Annotated in this window: 16 protein-coding genes and 1 other annotated feature; of the genes, 15 read left to right on the top strand and 1 reads right to left on the bottom strand. The window is 43.0% G+C overall.

The annotated features are described in order from the left end of the window. Window positions 1-14: 14 nt before the first annotated feature. From HF992_RS12165 to HF992_RS03180, 12 genes are all read left to right on the top strand, one after another. On the top strand, window positions 15-1,415 hold the full coding sequence (locus tag HF992_RS12165; RefSeq protein WP_168548626.1) for a Cof-type HAD-IIB family hydrolase: 1,401 nt from the start codon (window positions 15-17) through the stop codon (window positions 1,413-1,415). Then, window positions 1,415-1,777, top strand: coding sequence for a S1 RNA-binding domain-containing protein (locus HF992_RS03230; RefSeq protein WP_168548625.1), 363 nt, complete (start codon window positions 1,415-1,417; stop codon window positions 1,775-1,777). Before HF992_RS12165 ends, HF992_RS03230 begins: the two co-directional genes overlap by 1 nt. A 158-nt stretch (window positions 1,778-1,935) precedes the next feature. Continuing rightward, window positions 1,936-2,071 (top strand) — a sequence feature (ribosomal protein L10 leader region). Window positions 2,072-2,104: 33 nt separating this feature from the next. Then, complete coding sequence (gene rplJ / locus HF992_RS03225; RefSeq protein ID WP_168548624.1) at window positions 2,105-2,605, top strand: 50S ribosomal protein L10; 501 nt, start codon at window positions 2,105-2,107, stop codon at window positions 2,603-2,605. A 61-nt stretch (window positions 2,606-2,666) separates the two neighbouring features. After that, window positions 2,667-3,035: a 50S ribosomal protein L7/L12 gene (gene rplL, locus HF992_RS03220; RefSeq protein WP_168548623.1), complete on the top strand. Its 369-nt coding sequence runs from the start codon at window positions 2,667-2,669 to the stop codon at window positions 3,033-3,035. Between the two features lie 60 nt (window positions 3,036-3,095). Beyond that, window positions 3,096-3,374 (top strand): hypothetical protein, encoded by a 279-nt coding sequence (locus HF992_RS03215; RefSeq protein WP_168548622.1) that lies wholly within the window; start codon window positions 3,096-3,098, stop codon window positions 3,372-3,374. Window positions 3,375-3,477: 103 nt separating this feature from the next. Further along, entirely contained in the window at window positions 3,478-5,493 is a 2,016-nt protein-coding gene (locus tag HF992_RS03210) for a DUF1430 domain-containing protein (RefSeq protein WP_168548621.1), read from the top strand. A gap of 1 nt (window position 5,494) precedes the next feature. Continuing rightward, window positions 5,495-6,133, top strand: coding sequence for an ABC transporter ATP-binding protein (locus HF992_RS03205; protein WP_168548620.1), 639 nt, complete (start codon window positions 5,495-5,497; stop codon window positions 6,131-6,133). 336 nt (window positions 6,134-6,469) lie between these two features. Beyond that, a complete protein-coding gene (tpx, locus tag HF992_RS03200) occupies window positions 6,470-6,958 on the top strand; it encodes a thiol peroxidase (protein ID WP_168548619.1) in 489 nt (162 codons plus the stop codon). Window positions 6,959-7,331: 373 nt separating this feature from the next. Beyond that, a complete protein-coding gene (locus HF992_RS03195) occupies window positions 7,332-8,033 on the top strand; it encodes an ABC transporter ATP-binding protein (RefSeq protein WP_168548618.1) in 702 nt (233 codons plus the stop codon). Between the two features lie 9 nt (window positions 8,034-8,042). Then, on the top strand, window positions 8,043-11,525 hold the full coding sequence (locus tag HF992_RS03190) for an FtsX-like permease family protein (RefSeq protein ID WP_168548617.1): 3,483 nt from the start codon (window positions 8,043-8,045) through the stop codon (window positions 11,523-11,525). A 200-nt stretch (window positions 11,526-11,725) separates the two neighbouring features. Further along, complete coding sequence (locus tag HF992_RS03185; protein WP_168548616.1) at window positions 11,726-12,466, top strand: CPBP family intramembrane glutamic endopeptidase; 741 nt, start codon at window positions 11,726-11,728, stop codon at window positions 12,464-12,466. Beyond that, window positions 12,463-13,344: a CPBP family intramembrane glutamic endopeptidase gene (locus HF992_RS03180; RefSeq protein ID WP_246201225.1), complete on the top strand. Its 882-nt coding sequence runs from the start codon at window positions 12,463-12,465 to the stop codon at window positions 13,342-13,344. Before HF992_RS03185 ends, HF992_RS03180 begins: the two co-directional genes overlap by 4 nt. A gap of 365 nt (window positions 13,345-13,709) precedes the next feature. Here HF992_RS03180 and HF992_RS03175 read toward each other — a convergent pair whose 3' ends face one another. Continuing rightward, a complete protein-coding gene (locus HF992_RS03175; protein ID WP_168548615.1) occupies window positions 13,710-14,786 on the bottom strand; it encodes a M24 family metallopeptidase in 1,077 nt (358 codons plus the stop codon). Window positions 14,787-14,962: 176 nt separating this feature from the next. Here HF992_RS03175 and ccpA point away from each other — a divergent pair, with 176 nt between their 5' ends. From ccpA to HF992_RS03160, 3 genes are all read left to right on the top strand, one after another. Further along, on the top strand, window positions 14,963-15,967 hold the full coding sequence (gene ccpA, locus HF992_RS03170; RefSeq protein ID WP_168548614.1) for a catabolite control protein A: 1,005 nt from the start codon (window positions 14,963-14,965) through the stop codon (window positions 15,965-15,967). Window positions 15,968-16,472: 505 nt separating this feature from the next. Next, window positions 16,473-21,851 carry an SHIRT domain-containing protein gene (locus HF992_RS03165; protein ID WP_168548613.1) on the top strand — a complete coding sequence of 1,793 codons (5,379 nt, stop codon included), beginning with the start codon at window positions 16,473-16,475 and terminating at the stop codon, window positions 21,849-21,851. Window positions 21,852-23,191: 1,340 nt separating this feature from the next. Continuing rightward, on the top strand, window positions 23,192-25,876 hold a 2,685-nt coding region (locus HF992_RS03160), incomplete at its 3' end, for a YSIRK-type signal peptide-containing protein (RefSeq protein WP_168548612.1).

Genomic DNA, 25,876 nt, shown 5'->3' with positions numbered 1-25,876 from the left:
GGGTGAGGTTAGTGATGGATAGTAAGACTAAATACAAAGCGAAAAAAGTCAAGGCAGTCTTCTTTGATATTGATGACACCCTAAGGGTTAAGGACACTGGCTTTATGCCAGAATCCATCAAGAGTGTCTTTGACCAACTCAAGTCCAAAGGGATCATAACAGGTATAGCTTCTGGGCGGGCTATTTATGGAGTTGTCCCTGAAATTCAGGCCCTAAAGCCAGATTATTTTGTGACCATCAATGGGGCTTATGTTCTGTCCCGAAGAGACGAAGAGCTCTTTAGCAGACCAATTGCTTCGGATGTGGTTCAAAAATTTGTAGCTTGGACCAAGGAGGTTGGCATTGACTATGGGTTTGTCGGTAAGGATAGAGCTGTGGTCTCAAAGGATTCAGCCGTGATTGAACGAGCCATTATGCCGGTCTATGGCCGTTTGGAGGTGGAGCCTGATTTTCACCTGACCAATGATGTTTTCCAGATGTGGACTTTTGAAACGGTAGGCGATAGCCTAGATTTTCCAGAGGAATTGGCTGAGGAGCTACGTCTAGTGCGCTGGCACCCTAACTCTTCTGATGTTGTCTTAAAAGAGACGTCGAAAGCTTTGGGGGTTGCTAAAGTTTTAGATGCCCTTAAGCTGAAACCGGAAAATATCTTGGTGTTTGGAGATGAGCTCAATGACTTGGAACTTTTTGATTATGCTGGCCTTGCCATCGCTATGGGAGTTTCCCACAAAGATTTGCAAGCCAAAGCAGATTTTGTGACAAAAACAGTAGAAGAAAACGGCATTCAGTATGCCTTGGAGGAACTTGGAATGATTGAAAAAGAACTCACTTTTCCGCAATTAGACTTGGGCGCTGTTGAGGGCCCAACTGCAACAATTAAGACCAATCATGGGGATATGAAGCTAAAACTCTTTCCTGAGCAGGCACCTAAGACAGTCGCCAACTTTGTTGGTTTGGCGAAGCAAGGCTATTATGATGGTGTCATCTTCCACCGAATTATCAAAGATTTCATGATTCAAGGCGGAGATCCGACTGGAACTGGCATGGGTGGGGAATCGATCTATGGCGAGAGTTTTGAAGATGAATTTTCAGCTGAGCTATATAATATCCGTGGGGCCCTATCTATGGCCAATGCTGGACCGAACACTAACGGGAGTCAGTTCTTTATCGTGCAAAACGACAGTTTAGCATATTCTGCAAAAGAGCTGGTGCGTGGCGGATGGCCTCAAGAAATTGCCGCAGTTTATGCCACAGAAGGTGGAACGCCACACTTAGATCGCCGTCATACGGTTTTTGGCCAGTTGGCAGATGAAGACTCTTACGCTGTGTTGGATAAGATTGCTTCTGTCGAGACTGGACCTGCAGACAGGCCTGTTGATGAAGTGATTATCCAGACCATTGAGGTCCTTGATTAATGCGGACAGGGGACAAACTAATAGGCCAAGTTACAGGTATCCAGCCATATGGGGTCTTTGTCAGTTTGGAAAATGGGACGGTAGGTTTGGTGCATATTTCTGAGTTGAAAACAGGTTATGTGGATAATATCCATGATTTGTTCAAGCTAGGGCAGGAAGTCACCGTTCAAATCATTGACATCGATGAATTTACCGGAAAAACCAGTCTGTCCATCCGCAGCCTAGAAGAAGAACATCACCGCTTGCCGAGAAAACATCGCTTTTCTAGCGACAAACGAAAGTTTGGTTTTGAACCTCTTAAGAAGGCAATGCCCGTTTGGACCAAGGAAGCACTTGATTTTTTAGACAACCGTCACTCCTAGCTACTGGGATTAACTGGTCGAAAAAGGAGAACAGAGTCAAATCAGACAGCACTTGAGCAGAAAGTTGTCTGATTTTTTGCTTCGGTTGGCCTATCGCGGATAAAATTAAAAAAATGTGCAAAATACTTGCTTTATTCTAAAATTATGGTATACTAAATGAAGTTTGAAAAAACTGACCTAAGACAGCAGGGGGCCAGAGCCATAAAAATCCTGCCGAGGCACAAAAACGTTATCTAAGATTATGCGTATTTGTACTTTCGTGTCTAGGTCTGGGCGCGTTTTTCTTTTGAAAAATTCCCCAGCCAAAATAAAAACGGAGGTAAACTAATGAGCCAAGCAAGTATTGCTAAAAAAGCAGAACTCGTTGACATCGTCGCGGAAAAAATGAAAGCTGCTGCGTCAATCGTTGTGGTTGATGCCCGTGGTTTGACTGTAGAACAAGATACTGTTCTCCGTCGCAATTTGCGTAACGAAGGCATCGAGTACAAGGTTATCAAAAATGGTATCTTGCGTCGTGCGGCTGAAAAAGCTGGTTTGGAAGGTATGAACGATATTTTCGTAGGACCAACCGCTGTTGCTTTTTCTAACGAAGATGTCGTAGCACCAGCAAAAATCATTTTCGATTTCGCTAAAACTGCTGACGCCCTTGAAATTAAAGGTGGTGCGATTGAAGGTAAAGTATCTTCAGATGCAGACATCAAAGCTCTTGCGACATTGCCAAGCCGCGAAGGATTGCTTTCAATGCTCCTTTCAGTGCTTCAAGCACCAGTTCGCAACGTGGCACTCGCTGTCAAAGCTGTTGCAGACAGCAAAGAAAACGCAGCTTAAGGCTGCTAGTAGCTTAAGGCTACATACTATTATTTGATTTAATATTTTGGAGGAAAATACAATGGCATTGAACATTGAAAACATTATTGCTGAAATTAAAGAAGCTTCAATCCTTGAATTGAGCGAGCTTGTAAAAGCTATCGAAGAAGAATTTGGTGTAACTGCTGCTGCTCCTGTAGCTGTTGTTGCTGGTGGCGGTGAAGCTGCTGCTGAAGCTAAGGATTCATTCGATATCGAATTGACATCTGCTGGCGACAAGAAAGTTGGCGTTATCAAGGTTGTCCGTGAAATCACTGGTCTTGGTCTTAAAGAAGCTAAAGAACTTGTTGATGGCGCACCTGGTATCATCAAAGAAGGTGTTGCGACTGCTGAAGCAGAAGAAATCAAAGCTAAATTGGAAGAAGCTGGCGCTAGCGTAACTCTTAAATAAGAAATACTTAGCCACTTAAGAGCGGCAATCCGATTCACCAGTCTTTTAGAGCTTGTAGCGATGGAAAGAAATGGAATAATTGATTTGGGTTACCGTTCAAAATCCTGCCAAAAAACTTTGGCAGGATTTTTTGCGCTTTCGAAAGTTGTTAGCTCGGCCATTAGTCCAAGAGAGTGTCCAGCATGGTATAGTCATTTCGGTTTAAAAGCTATTCTAAAGAAGCTGAAAGTTACGGCGTGTTTTTACCCCACCAGGACCTATCTTTTGAGGGATCCGGATTTCTCAAAATGGATTGAAACACTCTCTAAAATCGACGATAATGGTTCTTTTGAAAGCTAAGTGAACCGTCTAAAAGATTGCGCCAAGAACATGAAGGAAATTGAAAAAAGGTGTGACAGATGTTATAATAGAAGAAAAAAAGAAAGGGGTTTCAAGGCGCATTGTGAAAAAACTATTTATACTCATATCCAATCTGCTTGCTAGTTTGTTCTTTGTTTGGGTATTTACCATTTGGACGGATACATATGTCACCCATTATTACCCCAACGTTGTTGTACATGATTCTTCCCCTGAAACAACTTTTCAGCATGTTGCTACACGCTTGGAAAAACTAGCAGAAGAAACGGATAGCTTTATTGCGATTCAACACCAAGATCCTAACTCAGAAGGTACTACAGTTTTTTCTTATACGACCTTCGGGGTCGGAAAGTTGCCTGATGGGCTTCAGGAAAGAAAGCTAGAAGATGCTCAAAGTAGTAGTGTTGAAACAAACTATTTTGTCTTCGATGGACACCTAGATATTCACTTGCTAAGGGAGGAGCTAAGTCAACTTGGCTTGACTAACATGGACCTGATAATTCCAACTAAACTGTCTACGTTAATGGCTATCTTTAGTAACGGATTTCAGTTAATCAGTCTATTGATTTTCATCTTAACCTTTGGAGCACTGACTTTAATTAGTCAAATTAGCCAATTACGGTCGTCGGGCATTCGCCTCATTTCAGGAGAGAAACGGTGGTCCATTTTCCTTAGACCAGTTGGTGAGGATTTGAAAGGGATAGCTGTTGGTTTCAGTTTAGCTGGCGTGCTCGCCATTCTTATGCAAAAAATTCTGTCGCTTCCAACGGAATCCCTGATGACCATAGGAGCAGGCTTGCTCAGTTATAATCTCATCTTGTTGTTGATCTCCCTGTTTTTCGCTCAACTCTTTGCAGTTGGGATAAAAAAGGTACACCTGATGCAGATTATAAAAGGTCAAGTGCCTGTTAGAGGCATCATTAGTTTGATTTTAATCGGCCAACTATTAGCGGTTATTATTGTGACGCTGGGAATAGGGAGTAGCTTAAAGTATTCCCAAGCCTGGAAACAGCATCGGATAGGAGAAGAGGCCTGGAGTCAGGAAAGGCAACTGATTATCCTATCAATCAGCCGTGAAGGAATGAGTCTTGGTTTTGATGAACAAGCTCAAAGGCAACTCAGAACTTGGTATCAATTGATGGATCTGGCTGTTTCAGAACAAAAGGCTTTCTTATCTAGACACCAGTTAATTGATCGTATCATGCAAAATGGCATGAATTCCTCCAAAAACTTGACAACCTCTACAGAATGGCACGATTACAGCCCGAATGGCAATGTCCTTATCGTCACACCGCAATACCTGGAGCGTCAAAACATTTCTGTAGATATGGCCGTTGAACAAAAGATGAATCACCTCGCATTAGGGGAGTTTGTCTTATTGCTGCCTGAACACCTCCGTTCAGAGGAAGAACATTATAAATCTGTTTTTGAAGAAGATTTGACCAATCGCATGTCTAGTCAAGATGAGCAACAACCGATGACTGCGACGGTAGGCTACTTGGAATCAGGTCAGGATCGTTTTGTCTATAATACGACCCCTATTTCTTACCAGCAGTTTTTGAAAGATCCGATTATTATTGTCGTAACCCCTCAATCAACTGGGCCACAGTCCGTTTATTTTTGGCATGATGCAGTTCAGAAATATACTCTCTTTAATCAGTTATCAGATGCCCAGGAGCTTATCCAGAGACAAGGCATTGAAAATTGGGTCTCAGAAATGCCATCGGGATATAACAACTACATCACATTATCGAATAATATCCAGAGGGAACGTTGGGTAATGTTGGCGGGAGCGGTGCTTGGGATTGCAACTTCGATTTTGCTGTTTAACACCATGAATAGGCTCTACTTTGAAGAATTTAGACGTGCCATCTTTATCAAACGGATTGCAGGTCTTAGATTCTTAGAAATCCATCGGACTTACCTCTTGGCTCAACTGGGTGTGTTTTTACTGGGATTTGTGGCGAGTGTATTCCTTCAGGTAGAGGTAGTGGTTGCTTTTTTAGTCTTATTGCTCTTTATTGGTGTATCTCTTTTACAGTTACATGTCCAAATGCAGAAAGAAAACAAGATGTCCATGCTTGTTTTGAAGGGAGGTTAATATGATTGAACTTAAACGGGTAAGTAAGTCTTTTGGAGAAAGAGAGTTGTTTTCGAATCTTTCAATGACATTTGAGGCTGGGAAAGTCTATGCCTTGATCGGTTCAAGCGGTAGTGGGAAAACAACCTTAATGAACATGATGGGGAAATTAGAACCTTATGATGGGACGATTTTTTACCGAGGTAAAGACTTGGCCAGTTATAAGTCGAGTGATTTTTTCCGTCACGAATTGGGTTACCTCTTCCAGAACTTTGGCTTGATTGAAAATCAAACCATAGAAGAAAACCTTAAACTAGGTCTCGTTGGTCAAAAGTTGAGTCGATCGGAGCAACGATTGAAACAGAAGCAGGCCTTAGAACAGGTCGGTCTGTCTTACCTTGACCTCGATAAACGTATTTTTGAGTTATCTGGCGGAGAGTCGCAGCGGGTTGCTTTGGCAAAAGTTATCTTAAAGAATCCACCCTTTATTTTGGCAGATGAACCAACAGCCTCAATAGACCCGGCAACCTCTCAGTTGATTATGGAGATGTTGTTGTCTCTTAGAGATGATAATCGGCTAATCATTATCGCGACCCACAATCCGACAATCTGGGAGATGGCTGATGAAGTGGTCACTATGGATAGTCTACAAGGTGTTTAAGGGGTGGTGTCTTGCCACAGCCCTTTTAACAAGAGGAGACGCAACTAACTGAGCATTCCTGAGTCAAGGACATTTATCCCTTCGAGCAAGGTTTAGCGAGACTTACGCCAAAAAGACAGTCAATCAGATGATCCCGAGATCAGGATTGGCTGTCTTTTTTTAGCCGTCCTGGTTTTTGACATCCCTGTTACTGGCATTGCAAGTGGATTCCGTTAAAAATAAAGAAGCTGAGAGAGACAGTCTACCTAAAAGGCTCTTTGTGAAATAAGTCGCAGTTCAATTGGTGGTAATTTTTCTGGAAAAGGCTTACAATAAAAGAAAAAACGAGGAGGTCTTATGACAACATTCATCGGAAAAGAAGTGACAGTAGAGGGTGCTCCCTTGAAGGTGGGAGATATAGCACCTGATTTTACCTTGATTAACCCAGCCTTGGAAAAGGTGAGCTTGTCTGATTTTTCAGGCAAGAAGGTGATCAGTATCGTCCCTTCGATTGATACAGGGATTTGCTCTGCCCAGACGCGTCGTTTTAATCAAGACCTGTCTGATTTGGAAGGCGTGACAGTGATTACAGTGTCATGTGATTTACCCTTTGCCCAAAGGCGTTGGTGCGGTGCGGAAGGTTTGGAAGGTGCCATTACTCTTTCAGATTACTATGACCATAGTTTTGGTAAGGCTTATGGCGTTTTCATGACAGAGTGGCATCTCTTGGCGCGTGCAGTTTTAGTCTTAGATGATGAGAACCGTATCCGTTATGCGGAGTATTTGGACAATGTCAATGAACATCCAGATTACGAGGCGGCCTTGGCAGCTGTTAAAGCATTGTAAGGCGGAGAAGCTTTCTTACCATTTCTCTTTTAAAAGATTACAGTAGCTATTTTGAACTGTAGTCTTTTTTGCTTTTGCCAATGGCTATTCGTTATTGTTTTGGCGGCGGGACTTTGGATTCTATTGATTAATGACGACGAGGTTTCAAGGAAAGATAGATTGTTCAACTAAAAAACAAGTTTTGAGAGCGGTTTCTTAACTAGTGTGAAGCCATAAGTCGTTCCAGTTTGATGGCTATCAAGTGATCTTAAAGAGGAAAACCATATCATCCAGCCTACTGAAGTCCATCGACCAGAGAATTTCTTCAGATTGGTTAACTATCTTATTTTTGCTTAAGATTTGGTATAATAGGAGAAAGAAATGGAGTGAGTTTATGGCCTATATTGAAGTGAAGCAGTCCTCAAAATATTATGGAAAAGGCGATAGTCGCATTGTGGCGAATCACAACGTGACTTTTGACATTGAAAAAGGGGAACTGGTCATCATCCTAGGTTCTTCAGGGGCGGGCAAGTCAACCTTGCTTAACATTCTTGGGGGAATGGATACTAATGATGAGGGACAGGTTATCATTGATGGCGTGGATATTGCTCAGTTTAACGCCCATGAACGGACCAATTATCGCCGTGACGATGTGGGGTTTGTTTTCCAATTCTATAATCTAGTGGCTAATTTAACGGCTAAAGAAAATGTGGAGTTGGCTTCAGAGATTGTCAAAGATGCCATGGATCCAGTTGATGTTTTGGAGAAGGTCGGATTGGGCAAGAGGCTCAATCATTTTCCAGCCCAGCTGTCAGGCGGTGAGCAACAACGGGTTTCGATTGCTCGTGCAGTGGCCAAACGCCCTAAGATTCTGCTATGTGATGAACCAACAGGAGCCTTGGACTACCAGACGGGCAAGCAAGTTCTGCAAATTTTACAGGATATGTCCCGAAAAGAAGGGGCAACGGTGATTATCGTAACCCACAACTCAGCTTTGGCACCGATTGCGGACCGAGTGATCCAGATGAGAGATGCTACGGTTAAGGCGATTAAGACCAATCCGTATCCTCAAGACATCGCAAATCTGGAATACTAGGAGAGACTTATGGCAAAACGTGTCTATACGAAGGATTTGCTTCAGTCCTTCCTCAAATCTAAGGGGCGCTTTTTCTCGATTTTTAGTCTAATGATGATTGGTTCCATGGCCTTGGTCGCTTTAAAGGTCACTACACCCAATATGCAAAGGACGGCTCAAGCCTATATTGAAGAGACCAAAATGGTTGACCTAGCGGTTATGGCAGACTATGGTCTATCTGATCAAGATGTGGCTGAGCTCCAATCCTTGGAAGGGGCAGAGGTTGAATTCGGTTATCTGGTTGATGCCACTATAGCTGGAAGAAATGAGGCTGTACGTATTTTTTCAGCTCCTAAAAAGATGTCTCGCTACCGTGTTTTAGCAGGAGAGATGCCCCAGCAAGCAGACCAAATCGCTCTAGCTCAGCAACTCGAGAATCGTTATCAAATTGGAGATAAGCTAACTTTCACGGTCGCTGATGACAGTCCTTTAACCAGCAAAACCTTTACCATTACAGGATTTGTTCAGTCGTCAGAGATTTGGGATCGGGATTCATTAGGCCAAACGACTGTTGGAACAGGAGATCTAGCAGGCTATGCTGTGACGACAGCGGATGCTTTTGACAGCCCAGTTTATCTCATAGCTCGGTTGGTTTATGATGATGTGGCGGCTTTGCCTTTTTACCACCCTGACTATGAGAAAAAAATAGCAGAGCACCAAAACGAGTTGGACCATCTTTTGGCGGACAATGGCCAGCAACGCTTGACTGTTTTGAAGGCGGATGGCCAAAGAGAGATCGATAAGGGGTATGCGGATATTGCAACGTCTGAGAAAAAGCTAGCTGATGGTCAAAACCAACTGGCGAAAGCCCAACAAGAGATTGCTAGTGGCCAAAACCAGCTGAGTCAGGGACAGGCTGAACTAGTCAGAGGTCAAGAAGCAATCGCAAGAGTGGCGGGGGAACTAGAAGCTGGTCAGGTCGAACTGGATCAGTCTAGCCAGCAGTTAGAAGCCGCCAAATTTGAATTAGATTTGGCCAAGGCAGAACTGGCCCAAAAAGCAGAACAGCTGGCCGATGCTGAAGAAAAATTGCAGGTAGGTAAACAAGAATTGGAGGCCAGCAAGGCTCAGCTGGACACTGCCAGAAACCAGCTTGACCAGGCTGAGGCGACTTTGGCTGCAAGTAAGGACCAGTTAGACACTTTGGCAGGGCTGATTCAAACTGGCCGCAAGGAGTGGCAGGACGGCTTGTCGGCTTTGGAGGGTCAAAAACAAGCCTTAATAGACCAAGGGATAGACCCTAGTTCGGCCTCTGATCTACAAACCTTGGAAACTCAGTTGGCACAAACAGACCAGCAACTTTCTAGCTTAGAAAGTCAGTATGACCAAGGGTTTTCAGACTACCAAGCTGGACGACAACGATATGAGCAAAATTTGGCAGACTATCAGGCAGGCCAAGCCCAATACAAGCAGGGGCAAGAGGCTTATGAAGCTAGTCTATCAGCCTATCAAGCGGGCAAATCTCAGTACGAAGCTGGGCTTGCCGCCTATCAGCAAGGGCTTGCAGACTACGAGGCAGGTCAAAGCCAGTATGAGGCAGGCCTATCGGAGTACCAATCGGGCTTGGCAGGCTATCAGGCAGGTCAAGCCCAGCTCCATCAGTCCAGCTCTGCTATTGCTCAAAACCAAGCGATGATTGAGGAAGCTGTGGCTAAGTTAGGTCATTCAGAAGCAGACTATGCGCGCCAAAAAGCAGAAGCAGATAAGGCGATAGCGACTGCCAAGAAGGATCTGACGGCGGCTCAAGAGAACTTGGAACGTTTGGAAGAACCTAGTTATAAGAGCTATACCCGTCAGACTTTGCCAGGCGGACATGGCTACGATACCTTTATCACAGGGGCTTCGGCTATTTCTGCTGTGGGGAATGTCTTTCCCATTGTGCTCTACTTAGTGGCGGCTCTAGTGACCCTCACCACCATGACTCGTTTTGTGGATGAGGAGCGGCATAATGCTGGGATTTTCAAAGCCTTGGGCTATAGTAACCAAGCCATTATAGCCAAATTTGTTCTTTATGGGTTGGTTGCCAGTTTAGTGGGAACAGCTGCTGGTGTCTTTTTAGGGCATACGGTTCTATCCAGCATGATTGGAAATATACTGACCAAGAAGTCAGTATTAGGCACTATTGATCGCTTTTTCTATCCTTCTTGGACTTTGATGGCTCTAGTTTTGGCCCTTATATCAGCAGTTTTACCAGCCTATCTAGTCGCTAGAAGGGATTTGGTCAAGGAACAGGCGGCGCAACTTCTGCAAGCCAAACCACCTGTTGCAGGGGCCAGTATCTTACTCGAAAAGCTTCCTGCCCTCTGGCAACGCCTATCCTTTACTCAGAAGGTGACCGCTCGAAACATTTTTCGCTATAAGCAGCGAATGCTGATGACTATTTTGGGGGTGGCGGGATCGGTAGCCCTTCTCTTTGCTGGGCTTGGAATTCAATCCTCCATTTCAGGGGTTGCGCAGACCCAGTTTGAAGAATTGGTTACTTATGATTTGGTTGTGGCGGAAAATAGCAGAGCTTCAGAGTCTGAGAAGGCCGAGGTTGCAGAGCTGTTGGCTGCTCAATCGGTGGAGCAAGCGCAAGCTGTTCGCTTTTTAGCGTTGACCGAGGATCTCGGGCAGGCTGGAGAGCAGACCATCAGTGTCCTGGTGGCAGAACCTTCAGCGCTAGCAGGTTTGGTGAATTTGAGACATCGCCATTCTAAAACGAAGCTGAGCTTAGATGAACGCGGTGCTATTTTGACAGAAAAATTAGCAGCCAACTATGGGGTAGGGATTGGTGATGACGTGACTATTACATTAGAAGATCGTCCGATCAGCGTTCGAGTAGCAGGAATAACGGAAATGTATGCTGGGCACTACCTCTATCTCTCCAAGGCCTATTACCGGCAAGTAACAGGACAAGAGCCAATCGCCAATAGCCACCTAGTGGCCTTGAAAGAGCGCTCAGCAGAAGCAGTCCGTCAGGCTGCTGCCGATTTCTTGAAGCGAGATGGAGTGACTGGCGTCGTGCAAAACACGACACTCAAAGCGGCCTTGACCAAGACAGCCGATTCTTTAGCAGCGGTCATGCTGGTCTTGATTGCCCTATCGGTTTTATTGGCGGTTGTTATCCTTTACAATTTGACCAATATTAATGTAGCAGAGAGGATTAGGGAGCTATCAACCATTAAGGTCCTAGGTTTCCATAATAAGGAAGTGACCCTCTACATCTATCGCGAGACCATGGTCTTGTCTCTGGTCGGTATCCTAGTCGGCTTGGCGGGTGGCTTTTTCCTCCATCGGTTATTATTGCAGATGATTGCGTTTTCGAACATCATGTTTCAGCCCCAAGTGGCTCTCTATGTCTATCTTGTGCCAATTGTGGCTATTGCGGCAATATTAGCCGTACTGGGCTGGTTGGTTAATCGCCGCCTAAGGCAGGTAGATATGTTAGAGGCCCTTAAATCAGTGGAGTAGCCCCTATTGTGAGCATATTTCAAAAGCTTCAACGTCAAGGACGGTTGAAGCTTTTGGTATCTAAAGTAAGCGTTTGGCCTATTGCTGTTACTGAGCAATCAACTTAGGAATAATAGAACAATCTCAGACCTTGAATAGATGGTCAATAGATGGATTTGCTATCCTAGGGATAGGAAAAATAAAATAGCTAAGGGGTTATGATGTCTGAAAAAAAATCAATGTTATTGTTCAGTGGTGCCTATGTAGGCACTATGCTAATGGGCTTGGTTTATAGTTACCATGTCAAAGGAATTGCCTATGAAGATGAAGGTTTTCTAGCCAGTATGCTGCCGTTTTTAACCGTTTTAGCGGCCATGACGATTCTTTATTGGCTAAAACATCAATCTGCCTTAACAGTTGAAAAAGCGTTTCCTGTTCGGAAATCCTATATCTTGGCCTCAATCTTACCGATTCTTAGTCTAGGGGCTTACTATTGGTTGAAAGCCTTTCAGCCCAATTGGCAGTTTATGTTGCCAGTCGTAGCAACTCTTTTAGTAGGCATAGGCGAAGAAATGTTTTTCCGTCGTATTCTTCTGACGTATCTTTTAAAGAGAATGCCAGCAAAAAAGGCGATTTTGGGTTCTTCCGTGGCTTTTGGTCTTTTCCATGCCATCAATTTCTTTGGTGGCAGTCCCTTGCATAGGGTGGTGTTGCAGGTCTTTCTAACAGGTCTTATGGGGATTTTTTATGCGTATCTCTACATGTTGACGCAAAAAATTGCTTATCAAGCTGTGGATCATGCGCTGTGGGATTATATTTTGATGGGCGGGCTGGTTAAGTTGCTTCCTATGGTTTCTGGTCTGATTCTCGTTTTATGTGTTGTAAGGCTACTGATGACCGTTTTGATGGTGCGCCAACTGGCCCCTTTTACAAAAATTGAAAGGAGTTCGGAAAGTCTATGATGCCTACACTTGGACACCTAGGATTTGTGTCGGCTAAGGAAAAGTCACGCTTTAATTTTAGCTGGTGGTTAGCTCCTTTAATTGGTATAGTGCTCTTATTTCTAGGAGAACTTTTAGGGTTCTTTATGTCTGAAGGTCTAGGGGCTATTTTACCCCTTGATTCAGACATTTTAGAATTGCTGAGCTTTGCTGCGATTATTTTGGCGGTCCTTTTATGGGCTGTAGTGGTAGAGAAAGCACCGTTAGATGGCCTTGGATTGACGAAAAAAGGGTTTTTAGTGTCCTTTCTTCAAGGGTGGTTCTGGGGAGGCCTGATGCTTTGCAGCTGTGTCGTCTTGATGCTTTGGACTGGCAGTGCCCGTTTGACGGGAACGGATTTTTCGCAGGAAACACTTGGTAGATTCCTGCCCCTGCTTTTGGCTTGGTCTATCCAAGGAACCGCTGAAGAGGTCCTTTGCCGAGGGTGGTTGTTTACATCGCTGGCGACTCGTTATTCCAAATGGATAGCGATTCTGATTTCTGCTGTTTTTTTCACAGCCATGCATTTGGGAAATAACGGGATTGAGTTCATTCCCCTTCTGGATCTTTTTTGTTTCGGAGTTTTTGGCTGTTTAGTGATGCTGAAAACGAATAATTTATGGGTCATTAGTGGCTTGCATGCCGCTTGGAATTGCTTCCAAGGGAATGTTTTTGCTTTCCCTGTCAGTGGTACCGATGTAGGTTCTGCCTTTATTCACGTCAGTCCTCAGGGGCCTGATTGGTTGTCTGGAGGCGCTTTTGGTGTTGAAGGCAGTGTCATTAGTGTGCTGGTCCAAACCGTTTTAATAGTGATTATCAGCTATCAATTGTTTGGCCCCAAGGCGACCGAATCGCTCTGAGAATCTCTTCTAAACAATAAAGCCCTGTCTCTTTGCGTTATATCAAAGAGACAGGCTTTTTTAATCAGATCAGAAAGTGATGTAAACGTTTAGAACTTGTATCCAGAGGTGAGATTGCCAACTCCTCTGTTCTGCTTAGTTTTTCGCCGATAGATTTTTGGATCTATGCCTCGGAACCTTCAAAACTTTGCCGAGAATGGGCCAAATATTGCAATCTTTATTAAAACATCTTCACACAGACAGGTTCTTAACAATGGCATTGTCATTGTAAGGCTTAAAGGACTCTACGAAGTAGCTCTTAAAAAACTAATCCAGATAAGGTGCCGATAGTGATTTCGGCTTAGCTAACTACTGCTGAAGATGGCTTAAAAATAGAGAAGCTCTTTAGGAGTGTTGGTGAAAAGGTCAAAGCCATTCTTGGTCACAACACCGCAGTCTTCGATACGAACGCCAACCTTGCCAGGAATATAGATACCAGGTTCGACAGAGAAGGCCATGCCCTCTTCAAGGACAAGGTCGTTACCTGCCATAATAGAAGGAAACTCATGGACACTCATACCGATACCGTGGCCGAGACGATGGTTGAAATACTCTCCGTAACCTGCTTTGGCAATGACATTGCGAGCTGCGGCATCTACCTCAGCAGCAGTGACTCCTGGTTTGATCCATTCAAGGGCAGTCAACTGGGCTTCTAAACAGAGCTGGTAGATGTCCTTTTTAAATGTATCAGGCTGACCAACCGCAACGGTCCGTGTCATATCTGACATGTAGCCATTGTTCTCGGTTCCAAGGTCAAAGAGCAACAGGGCATTATTCTGGATCACATTCGCCCCGGGAATGCCATGAGGATCAGCTGCATTTTCAGCAGATAACACCATGGTATCAAAGCTCATCTTCTTGACACCCAACTTTTTCATGCCGAATTCAATCTCAGTGATCAGGTCATTTTCGGTCTTATCTAGGGAAATCGCCTCAAAGCCGATTTGGACAGCCTTATCTGCAAAGCTACCGGCATACTTGAGTTTAGCAATTTCATCAGCTGATTTGATCAATTTCATGCGATTGATGAAAGGGGTTAGATCTTCAAAAGAGTTATCAAAGACTTGTTTCAGGCCTTGATAGCGTGTCAGGTTAAGGCTATCAAACTCTGCTAAAATAGGACCTGAAACAGCAGGAAGTTTAGCTTTGAGCTTAGCCCAAGGGTTTTCGGCATCCTGATAACCGACCACCTCAAAATCTAGGCTACGCTTGGCGCTATTGACTTCCAAGGCAGGGAGGAAAAGAAGAGGCTCCCTATCTCTGAAAACAAAGAGAAAAAGGTGGCGTTCATGAGGGTCACTGTAAAAACCAGTGAGGTACTGGATGGAAACAGGATCAGAAAAGAGGGCTAGACCTGCTTCTTGCTCGTTGAGGTAGTGAGTGACGGCTTGTATTTTGGACATAAAATACCAACTTTCTAAGCTTTATTTCATATAAAATGAGTTCTTGTCTACTATTTTTTCAAAAAAACACTGAAAAATCAAGAGAAAAGAGCGTTTTCACTTGAAAGACTTTTTACAAAATGGTAAACTTAAAGATAGAATGTAAGCGCCATTTTCAAACAGAAAGGATATAACATATGTTAAATACAGATGAAACGGTTACCATTTATGACGTTGCTCGTGAAGCTGGTGTTTCCATGGCAACAGTCAGCCGTGTCGTGAACGGCAACAAAAATGTCAAGGAAAATACTCGTAAGAAGGTTCTTGATGTTATCGAACGCCTAGACTATCGTCCAAATGCGGTAGCGCGTGGACTGGCTAGCAAGAAAACGACGACAGTAGGGGTCGTTATTCCAAATATTGCCAATGCTTATTTCTCAACCCTAGCGCAAGGAATTGACGATATTGCTGAGATGTATAAGTACAATATCATTATCGCCAATAGCGATGAAAATGATGATAAGGAAGTAAGTGTTGTCAATAGCCTCTTTGCTAAGCAGGTGGATGGGATTATTTTCATGGGCTATCACTTGACCGATAAGGTGCGAGCAGAGTTTTCGCGGTCTCGCAAGCCAGTCGTCCTAGCAGGAACAGTGGATTTGGATCACCAGCTGCCAAGTGTCAATATTGACTATCAGACAGCGACTGCCGATGCCGTTAAGCTGCTAGCTAAGCGCAATGACAAAATCGCCTTTGTCTCTGGACCGTTGCTTGACGAGATCAATGGCAAATTGCGACTCAAAGGGTACAAAGAAGGACTCAAGGCTAGCGACATCGCCTTCAATGAAGGGTTGGTCTTCGAAGCCAAGTACAAATACCAAGAAGGCTACGCCTTGGCAGAGCGCGTCCTTAAATCTGGGGCAACTGCTGCGATTGTAGCAGAAGATGAAATCGCAGTAGGGCTCTTGAATGGTATTGAAGATGCAGGTGTCAAAGTGCCTGAGCAGTTCGAAATCATCACCAGCAACGATTCGACAGTGACTAAGTTTGCCCGTCCAAACCTAACGTCTATCAGTCAGCCGATTTATGACATTGGGGCGATTGCCATGCGGATGCTGACCAAAATCATGCTCAAGGAAGAGTTGGAAGACCGTGAAGTATTCCTTAATCATAGCATTGCAGAGCGTCGGTCAACCAAGTAGTGTTAGCCTAAAAGATGGTATAACGCCATCAAGGAGACGATAAAAAAGATTAAGCACCAGCCTTGTTCCTCATCTCAAGAGGAGCGAGGCTGGTGTGGTTTTGGTCTGGGAAAATACTAGGGACTGTTATTTGAAACTGATTTCTGAGTAGATTGGTCAGCCTTTAAAGGCAGTTGGTAGTAAGTGGGGTCAGTGGAATACTGGTTTTTGGCAAAGTAAATCTTTGAAGAAGATGCCGTTCACAGAAAATAATGTTCCGCATAGAAAGCCAGTTTTTAGATAGAGAGTATGGTATGAGGTTGGTGAGATGGAGAGATTGTCCTGATACTCATTTGTTTTTAAGAGATTGCAGGAAAATTAATGTCATTTGAGAAATGGTTGCATCTGTTTTTTGTCTATGCATGACGTGAGTTTTTAGAGAAATACTTGACAAAACACGGGTTGGGAGGATATCATGATAAGGGATACTATTCCTAAAATGAAGTAAAGAAGATGGGAGAATTTTATGCGACATAATTCATCAGCACAGTCTGATAAGCACTTGCGTTTTTCAATCCGAAAATTTAATGCAGGTGTAGCCTCGGTAGCAGTAGCTGCTTTTTTCATGTCTGGGGGCGTTACCGTAGCAGCGAGTGAGGCTGCTGCAAATCCAGCTCTCACCCATGAGACAGAGCGTGACTTAGCTGCGACCTTAGAGGAGGAGCCAACAGAGGACACTGACGTTCAAGTTCAACCGAAGGAGTTACCAACGTCAGATGATGTCACGGTGGACAAGTCAGCCCTACAAGCAGCCGTATCACGTGCGAGAGAGCTAGACCGCTCAAGTTTGAGTGCTGATCAAGTGGCTCAGCTGGACTATCTGATGAATGGGACTGATGCTGTGACAACTCAAGAAGAGGTTGACGAACTAACAACAGCCTTAAACCACGAACTAGAACGTTTGTCAGGTGCAACGATTGAGCCAAGCATGCTTCGTGTTGCACAACCAGCAAGTATGGAGCGTTCAGTTGCGGACGGTAAAAAAGGGACTTTTTTTGTTCCAGCTAAAGGTGTGGAAATAGAAGAAGTTGATGGCAAGAGTACAAGTACTCTGCCTACGGATCATTTTGAAACTTCTAAGCCTCAAGTTACTAACATGAATCCTAATGGTGCACGCGGACCAGAGAAAATCCATTATAATCCGGATAGACATACTTTCGCTGTCATCTATACTGCTAATGCCGGTAATTACGGCATAGATGACTCGAATCAGTACTTTACACCAGATTCAGGAACAATTTGGTTTGGTGATAAGGACAAAGATTATTATTATAAACGTTGGAGTAAATATACTCGTGTTGATCAAATTGCTTTTTCTACAGATGATAATGGTTCTGGAAAAGTATATGCGACTTACTATAGTGGAGATGGAACAGTTGTAAAGGAGGATGTTTTTGAGGCGAATGTCCCGAAAGCCTATTCTTACTCTTATAAAGGTAGCGAACCATTTGTTTTTCGATATGGTATAGACAAAGATGGTGGTAAGAATATTCCGTATGTATCCGTTCAAGGGGTTCATCCTGAAGGATGGTTCAATGAACTCTATACAAATTATTCCGCAGTTCAACCGTGGATGAACAAAAATAAATATATGGGGTATGGATGGTTTGTTCCAACATTGGTTGATAAGACAACCGAATATGTTGTAAAAGATACAAATAAGCTGTTGGGAAGTGTTGTTCAGACGGAGCTTTCAGGATATAGCTACAAAACCTCAGCGCCTAAGGTGATTAAAGCTAATGGACAGACCTATCAATTAATAGAAGAGGAGAAGGCTGAAACGACAGGGACGATAAATCCATTTGTAAAGATTGGGGACACAGTTACTGTGGGAACGGATTATGGGTATAAGATTCGTTACAAAATGGTGGATGATTCGGGGACCTTGGAATGGAGTCTGCTGACAGCGGATGGGCAGGTTCCGACTCCACAAACTCCTACAGAACGTATGACGGGGAAGATTTCGCCAGGTGAAACGTTGACGACAACTGCTAAAGTGCCGGAAAGTAAAGAAAAAGCCGGTGTTACTTATTATATTTCAAATCCATACTTTAAAGGTGGCAAGACGACATATTACTACAAAAACGTTACTCCTGAGAAGCCAGCCGAAAAAACAGGTTCTGTTATTGCTAAGTTTGTCGATGAAAAAGGGACGATGTTGTCAGGGCTAACTGATGCTGGTAAGCAGACGACTGGTCAGGAGACGGTTAAAGATGCAAATACGGCTCTTAACACTCCGTATGATGCCTCAACGGTAAGACCGAAAACAATTAAAACAACTGATGATAAAACTTACTACCTGTATGAAAAAGGAACAACTGGCATCACTCAAGACAAGAAATCTGCTCTTGAAAAAGGCAAAGTGACGGAAGGTGAAACTGTTATTACTTATGTCTATAAGGAACCTACAGTAACCAAGGACTATGAGTCTATTCTTGGAAAACTGCTTATCAAGTATGTTGATGAATCAGGTAATCTGATTTCAGGAACTGAGACAGGCAATAAGGATACCATTGTTGTAGAAGATGATACTGTAGGGCAAAAAACGACTACCGTTACGACAGATCCGAATGGCAGAGAGATTTCGAAGGAAGTTAAAGACGACACTCGTGATTACCCATATGATTTAACTAAAGAGACTGCAGTGTATCGTCCGTCACTTATTACTTCAAATAAAGATGGCAAGGTATATGAGTATCTCGAAATCAAGAAGGGCTCTGCTCCTGAAAAAGGAAATCTTAAACCAGGGGAGTCTGTTATCACCTATGTTTATAAGACACGTCAATCAAGTGTTGAAAAAGCAGAGGTTATTTATGAGTTTGTGAGTGGCACAGAGGGCAAGACTTTGCCAGAGTCAGTTAAGTCGTTAACCCCGACCAAGAAGTCAAATGTTCCATACGGTCAAGAAGTTGTTCCTGAACAGCCAAGTAAGACAGAGATTGCAGAGGACGATGGCACATGGACGTTTACTAACTATGATAAGGAAACAGAACTTGTTGATGCACCAGTTGAAACTTTCACAGGTACATGGAAATTCACTCCTAAACCAGTTGAGAAGACAGGTTCAGTAACGGTTAAATTCGTTGATGATAAAGGACAATCGCTATCTGGAAAATCAGATAAAGGTGAGCAGGTTGATTCTACCGTGGTTCTACACCCTAAAGGAACAGCTGTTGATGAAGACTACGATGCGACAGCGGTACGTCCACAAAACATTACTAAAGACGGGAAACTCTACTACTTGACTGAAGGAGTTCACATTTTACAACCTGAGGGAACTTTGGTAAACGAAATTGGCAAGGTTGTTGAGGGTGATGTTGTCATCACATATACCTATAAAGAAGCTAAAAAGATTGAGCAGGGCGAGTCTCTAATCGGAACATTGGTTGTTAAATATGTTGATGAGAACGGAACACCAATTTTAGGCAAAGAAACAAATGATAAGTCAGCCGTAACCGTGGAAAATGAGTTGGTCGCAGAGGAAACAACCACCATCTGGACGACTCAAGAGGGTAAAGAATTCAAGCGAACCACAGATAGGAATGATATTGGTTATTCTTATGACTTGAGCAAATCAGATGAGCCAAACCGCCCACAAACTATCACAGTTAAGGCTAACGATGGCAGCGAGAAAGTCTATGACTATGTTAAAGTTCAAGATGGTTCAGCTCCAGAAAAAGGAGAACTCAAGCCAGGTGAAACTGTTGTGACTTATGTTTATAAAGAACGTCAGCCTGAGCCAGAACAACCTAAAAAAGCTACTGTGACATATAATTTTGTTAGTGGCACACCAAACAAGGCTCTTCCAGATGAGGTGACGAAACTTGTTCCGACTTCGACAACTGCTACATATGGGGATTCAGTAAAACCAACTCAGCCAACCTCAACGACGGTCAAGGTCTCAGATGGCACATGGACGTTTACCAAGTATGATAAGGAAACAGAACTTGTTGATGCACCGGTTGAGACCTTCACAGGTACATGGGTGTTTACTGAAACACCGAAAGAAAACACGCCAGAACAAAAAGGTAATATCGTTATCCGTTATGTTAAAGAGGGGACTAACGTTGAAATTGAAGAAACACTAACCTTAGCCGACAGCCCAGTAGGTTCTCAATATGATATTTCGGATTATATCCACCAAACCATTGAAACGGAGGATGAACTCGGCAAGCGTGTAGCTTATGTACTGGTGAATAAAGACTATCCAAAATCAGACGGAGTTATCCAAGAGGGAACAACTACTTATACTTACGAGTATAAAGAAACGCCTATGACGCACTACATCTCTGTGGTAACTAATAAATCACTTGCAACATCTGACATTGGTATAAAAGATTCTAAGACAATTGACGGCTACGAGTTTGTTGAAACGACTAAGGACGAAAAAGGGAATGTCACCCATGTTTATCGTCCAGAGACTCCACCAGCTGTTAAAGTGATTACCAAACACGTTGATGAGTCAGGTGAGTCAGTAGCGCCAGAAGAAGACGGTTCACAACCATCTAAGACAATTGACGGTTATGAATTTGTTAAGACAACTAAAGACGATAAGGGTAATGTCACTCATGTTTATAAAGAACGTCAGCCTGAGCCAGAACAACCTAAAAAAGCTACCGTGACACACAAGTTTATTAGTGGCACACCAAACAAGGATCTTCCAAATGAGGTGACGAAACTTGTTCCGACCTCAACAACTGCTACATATGGGGATTCAGTAAAACCAACTCAGCCAACCTCAACGACGATCACGGTCTCAGATGGCACATGGACGTTTACCAAGTATGATAAGGAAACAGAACTTGTTGATGCACCGATTGAGACCTTCACAGGTACATGGGTGTTTACTGAAACACCGAAAGAAAAAACGCCAGAACAAAAAGGTAATATCGTTATCCGTTATGTTAAAGAGGGAACTCAGGAAGAAATTGAGGAGTCAGTAACTCTTGCTGAGCGTCCGGTAGGCACAGCGTATGATGTCTCAGAATACATTGAACCACACATTGTAACTGTGGACGAAGAAACAGGTAAGCGCGTAGCTTATGTTCTGGTGGATAAAGAATATCCCGATCCAAAAGGAGTGAATAAGGCGGGGACAATCACTTATACTTACGAGTATAAAGAAACGCCTATGACGCACTACATTTCTGAGGTAACTGAAAAATCAATTGTACCATCTGAAATTGGTATAAAAGATTCCAAGGAGATTAAAGGTTACGAATTTGTTAAGACAACTAAAGACGATAAGGGTAATGTCACTCATGTTTATCGTCCAGTGACCCCACCAGCTGTTAAAGTGATTACCAAACACGTTGATGAGTCAGGTAAGCCAGTAGCACCAGAAGAAGACGGTTCTCAACCATCTAAGACAATTGACGGTTACGAATTTGTTAAGACAACTAAAGACGATAAGGGTAATGTCACTCATGTTTATCGTCCAGTGACCCCACCAGCTGTTAAAGTGATTACCAAACACGTTGATGAGTCAGGTAAGCCAGTAGCGCCAGAAGAAGACGGTTCTCAACCATCTAAGACAATTGACGGTTACGAATTTGTTAAGACAACTAAAGACGATAAGGGTAATGTCACCCATGTTTATCGTCCAGTGACCCCACCGGCAGTTAAAGTGATTACCAAACACGTTGATGAGCCAGGTAAGCCAACGACTCCTCAAGAGCCAAGCCAGCCTACTGTTGAGAATCAGCCAGTTAAAGCGACAGCACCAGTTAAGGCAGTAGCCCAACTTCCTAAGACAGGTCAGGAAGAGTCTGGATTAGCACTAGTCGGTGCAGGAGTTCTAGCCCTTTTGGGACTTGCAGGTTTGAAACGTCGTAAGGAAGACTAAGCAAGTTAGACTGAGATCTAACGGCTAACAAGCAAACTTTTTCAGCAGAGATGCAATAATTCCTGCAGTGGGATACCCCGCTGCAGGAATTTTCATTTATGTGACTTTCAGTCCGTTTCGCACCTACGGAGCGAAACCAATCATGACCACCCGTCAAACGAGTGGTCATGATTGGTTACTAATCCGGCCAAATCCAACTTCTTCGTGATAGCTTAAAATCCGTTGGAGAGAGTGGGCTTTAGTTTAATTTCAGAAAGTCAAAATGAAAGTTGCCCAATGCTTATAAAGCGCTTTCTTTCTTAGGGATAGACTTCATTTTTAGACGCTACAATCGTTTGAGCGCTCGCTTTTTTAGGAGCTTGAGGGCATTTGACACCGAGCGTGGCGGTTCAAGAGGGAGAGTGTTTGATGAGAGATTTTGGAGCCGATTTGGTCTTGAAAGGCTTCAAAGAGGAGCGTTAGCATCACCATCTCTCCTTCATCAATTGAGCGATTCAAAATTTTTTTGAAAATATCTGCTCTTGTTCAACCGTTAACTAGCTATGATCCTACTACCACGGATTTCGCATAGAATAGCGGACAGGCTTGTTTTGAAATACTGATCGACTTGTTTTTCAACAGTTTGTGGAATATCAGCAGTCAAATCGACTATTTTTTGAAATGCTAGATCCCCTGAATGGAGAAGAATAAGTTGAAGCCGGCGATGATAAGGCACATAAACTGTTTTTGTAAGCTACTCTTAGTTTTTAAGATGATTTACTGTGAATTTAGTTGGCATTTTTTGATTAAAAAGTCTATTTTTGAATTTTGGATGGCATAGAAGCCAATGAAATTGTTAAAAATATTGTAACAGCCGTGTTTCTCATTTTAAGAGGAGCAAGGCTGTTGCGCTTTCTTGAACATTTTAGGAAAAAAGAGTAGGCAGTACTATCTGTGATTCATTTTTGCGCCCTCTATCAGTTTTTATACTCTTTCAAAATCAAAAATAGAAAGTATAGATGGTTCGTTTACTGGATTGTAGCATGTCTAAGCCCTACCGACGCTACGTTTCCTAGCTCTATAGCGTGCTTTTTTAATAGCTCCCTGGATCACCGAAGAGGTTTTTGGCTAATTGCGGCGTTTGGAAATCAAGCAATATTGTTTTCTTAGAGAGTCAGTTGGTAATGTCCCTAAATGCTTTAGTTTTGAATTTTATCAAGTGTTAAAAGTGAGTGATAGAAAGTTGATATTGCTAAAATACTGTTTTTTTGGTTTAAATACTTGACAAAAACTCAAGAAAGGAGGTATTATATTAAAGGGAATACTATTCCTTAAATGAAAAAAAATATATGGGAGAATTTATGCATCATAATTCATCAGCGCAGTCTGATAAAAGATTGCGCTTTTCTATTCGTAAATTTAAAGCTGGAGTGGCTTCAGTAGCGATTGCAGCGTTTTGGATGACAGGAGGCATTGTAGCTGCGAATGAAAACCTTGCGGCCCCTGTTCCAAAAGTCAATGCTGAGGCGGGGACTGAACCAGGGGTAGTGGAACCAGTTGCACAGCCTGCTACTAACACGTCTAACGGCTCAACTGCTAATGAAGGTGTCTTTTTGGGCATTGCACCAGTTAAGTATGATGTGACTTATACAGACGTGGAAACGACTCAAGTCGTTCATCGTGAACAACGCGAGCAGAGAGTTGAAGCAAAAGATAATGAGACTGTTGCTACTGTTCAAGCAACAGTTACCGCAGATACAAACAGTATTCCAGGCGACCAGCGTTATGAGTTGGCACCTGGTCAGGACAAGTCTGTAACCCAAACCTTATCAGAAGTTGGGTATCTCGTTGACTTTAAGGTTATCAAGGCTAAAGAAGCTCAACCAGTGGTACCAACTAACTCAAATGGGACAAAAGGTGTGACAGCAGAAGCTAAAATGCCTATAACTGAGGTAGACGGCGTTGCGATGGATAATGTTCCGACAGCAGGTTATACGACGGAAAGTCCTGTTGTCACTAACATGAACGGCACAAATAAGACTGTTCATCATGATAATACCAAACAAACGTTTGCTGTTATCGATGTCAGCAGTAAAGGCGATTATTACAATGCTAATATTCCAGGTGAAATTTACTTTGACAATAATGGCAACTATAGTAAATCTGCACAACGTGGTTTTACACAAATCCATCAGATTGCTTTTAGCACAGAAAAAGATGGAACTGGTGCTGTTTATGCTGGCTTCTATGATGCGAGTGGTAAACTGATTAAAACAGATAAGTTTGACGGAACCAAGCCTCAAAGCAAAACCTATGGTGAATATACCATTAATTACAACTTTTCAAGAGATTCTAAAGGCAACCTTAACCCTATTTTAGGGGTTGCTGGTAAGGATCCGCAAGGCTTTTTCAATGAGCTCTATACGAACTATGAAACTGCCTTGAGCAATATCACTAAAAATAAATACATCGGCTACGGCTGGTTTGTGCCGACGTTGATCAAAAAGGAAACCGACTATGTGGTTGATGGCACCAAAGAAGTCATTGCGACTGTGACACAAAGAGATTTGTCTGGGACAACCTTTAAAACAGCGGCCCCTAAAAAAATTGTAGCCAATAGTAAAATATATGAGCTAATTCCATCTAAATCTGAAAACGTTACGGGAACGTTGAATCCATTTGTCAATAAAGGTGATGAGCTTGTTGTTGGTACTGATTTAGGCTACATGATCCACTACAAAATGTTAGATGATAAAGGGACTCTCCAGTGGACTTTGCTAGATCCAAATGGCAAGCAAGCACCTCAGGCTAAACGTGAGAAAAAACCTACTACAGGAACGATTACACCAGGGAAAACGGATACTGTTCCTGTCAATATCAGCCGGTCTACTGGTAAAATAGAGACGACTGATGTTACGACGTTCTATATTAGTAACCCGTACTTTAAGGGCGGTAAAACAATTTACTATTATAAAGAAGTCGGACCTGCTAAAGAGTTGCTTAAGACAGGTGATGTCAATGTCCACTATCACATTATTGATAAAGAGGGGAATATTCTGACTCCTAATGCTGTGCCAAAAGAGACGGTTGTTTCAGGTGCAACTGCGGGTAGCAACTATGATGCGAAGCCAAAGAAAAAGTCAGAAATCAAGTTAAACGATAAGATTTATACTTTAGTGACATCCGAAACAAGTAAAAAACCTTACACAGATGGAGCTTCTGAAACAGGTCAAGTTGAGGCAGACAAGACTAAGGTGGTTAACTACTACTATGTTGAGCAGCCGACAACTGGTAATGTCGAAGTTAAATATTTCACACTTGAAAACGGTCAATCGACCCCATTGTCTGGTAACGCTGAAGGCTTAAAAGATAAAACGTCTGTTAGTGCAGTTGAAGTTGATATCAAGGATGGAAAAGAAGGGGATAGCTACGATACGACAGATCTTCGTCCAAGTAGCATTACAGATGCTAACGGAGTGAAGTGGGTACTTTCGCCTTCTGATACTAGTGGAGATGATGAGAAAGGAACTGTTGAAGCAGGCAAAACCAAGGTTGTAGAATATTACTACATTAAAGAACCTGCAAAAACGGGTTCAGTAGTCGTCAATTATGTTGATACAGAAGGAAATGTTCTGCAACAACAGTACACTGATACTAAGGATGCTCCAGTAGATAAATCATACGATGCTACTGAGAACAATGAAAAACCATCAGAAATTGTCAAAGATGGCAAAACCTATGTTCTTGCCCCAGCTGGAAATTATCCGATTGGTGAAGTAACGGAAGATAACAACCTTCGTTCGTCTAATAAAGAAGAATATAAACTAGCCATTGATGCTATCAAAGGTGATATTATCCCAGGTGAACGTGCAGTTACTTATGTGTATAAGCTCAAAGAAGATACACCAGAAGCACCAAAACCAGAAGTGAAAAAAGGTAGTGTCACTGTGGAACACATCACAACAACTGGCGAAGTGTTGAGGAAAGAAACACCAGTTAAGACAAACGAGCCAGTAGGTACGCCATACGACACCAAACCAGAAGAC

This window comes from Streptococcus ovuberis, assembly GCF_012396585.1.
GTDB classification, from domain to species: domain Bacteria; phylum Bacillota; class Bacilli; order Lactobacillales; family Streptococcaceae; genus Streptococcus; species Streptococcus ovuberis.
The sequence above is the reverse complement of the archived record's forward strand: the minus strand, read 5'-3'. Positions and strand labels throughout refer to the sequence as shown.

Coding starts and splice junctions, on each gene's coding strand:
- HF992_RS12165 (WP_168548626.1), top strand. CDS start 15: ATGGATAGTAAGACTAAATACAAAGCGAAAAAAGTCAAGGCAGTCTTC.
- HF992_RS03230 (WP_168548625.1), top strand. CDS start 1,415: ATGCGGACAGGGGACAAACTAATAGGCCAAGTTACAGGTATCCAGCCA.
- rplJ (WP_168548624.1), top strand. CDS start 2,105: ATGAGCCAAGCAAGTATTGCTAAAAAAGCAGAACTCGTTGACATCGTC.
- rplL (WP_168548623.1), top strand. CDS start 2,667: ATGGCATTGAACATTGAAAACATTATTGCTGAAATTAAAGAAGCTTCA.
- HF992_RS03215 (WP_168548622.1), top strand. CDS start 3,096: ATGGAAAGAAATGGAATAATTGATTTGGGTTACCGTTCAAAATCCTGC.
- HF992_RS03205 (WP_168548620.1), top strand. CDS start 5,495: ATGATTGAACTTAAACGGGTAAGTAAGTCTTTTGGAGAAAGAGAGTTG.
- tpx (WP_168548619.1), top strand. CDS start 6,470: ATGACAACATTCATCGGAAAAGAAGTGACAGTAGAGGGTGCTCCCTTG.
- HF992_RS03195 (WP_168548618.1), top strand. CDS start 7,332: ATGGCCTATATTGAAGTGAAGCAGTCCTCAAAATATTATGGAAAAGGC.
- HF992_RS03190 (WP_168548617.1), top strand. CDS start 8,043: ATGGCAAAACGTGTCTATACGAAGGATTTGCTTCAGTCCTTCCTCAAA.
- HF992_RS03185 (WP_168548616.1), top strand. CDS start 11,726: ATGTCTGAAAAAAAATCAATGTTATTGTTCAGTGGTGCCTATGTAGGC.
- HF992_RS03180 (WP_246201225.1), top strand. CDS start 12,463: ATGATGCCTACACTTGGACACCTAGGATTTGTGTCGGCTAAGGAAAAG.
- HF992_RS03175 (WP_168548615.1), bottom strand. CDS start 14,786: ATGTCCAAAATACAAGCCGTCACTCACTACCTCAACGAGCAAGAAGCA.
- ccpA (WP_168548614.1), top strand. CDS start 14,963: ATGTTAAATACAGATGAAACGGTTACCATTTATGACGTTGCTCGTGAA.
- HF992_RS03165 (WP_168548613.1), top strand. CDS start 16,473: ATGCGACATAATTCATCAGCACAGTCTGATAAGCACTTGCGTTTTTCA.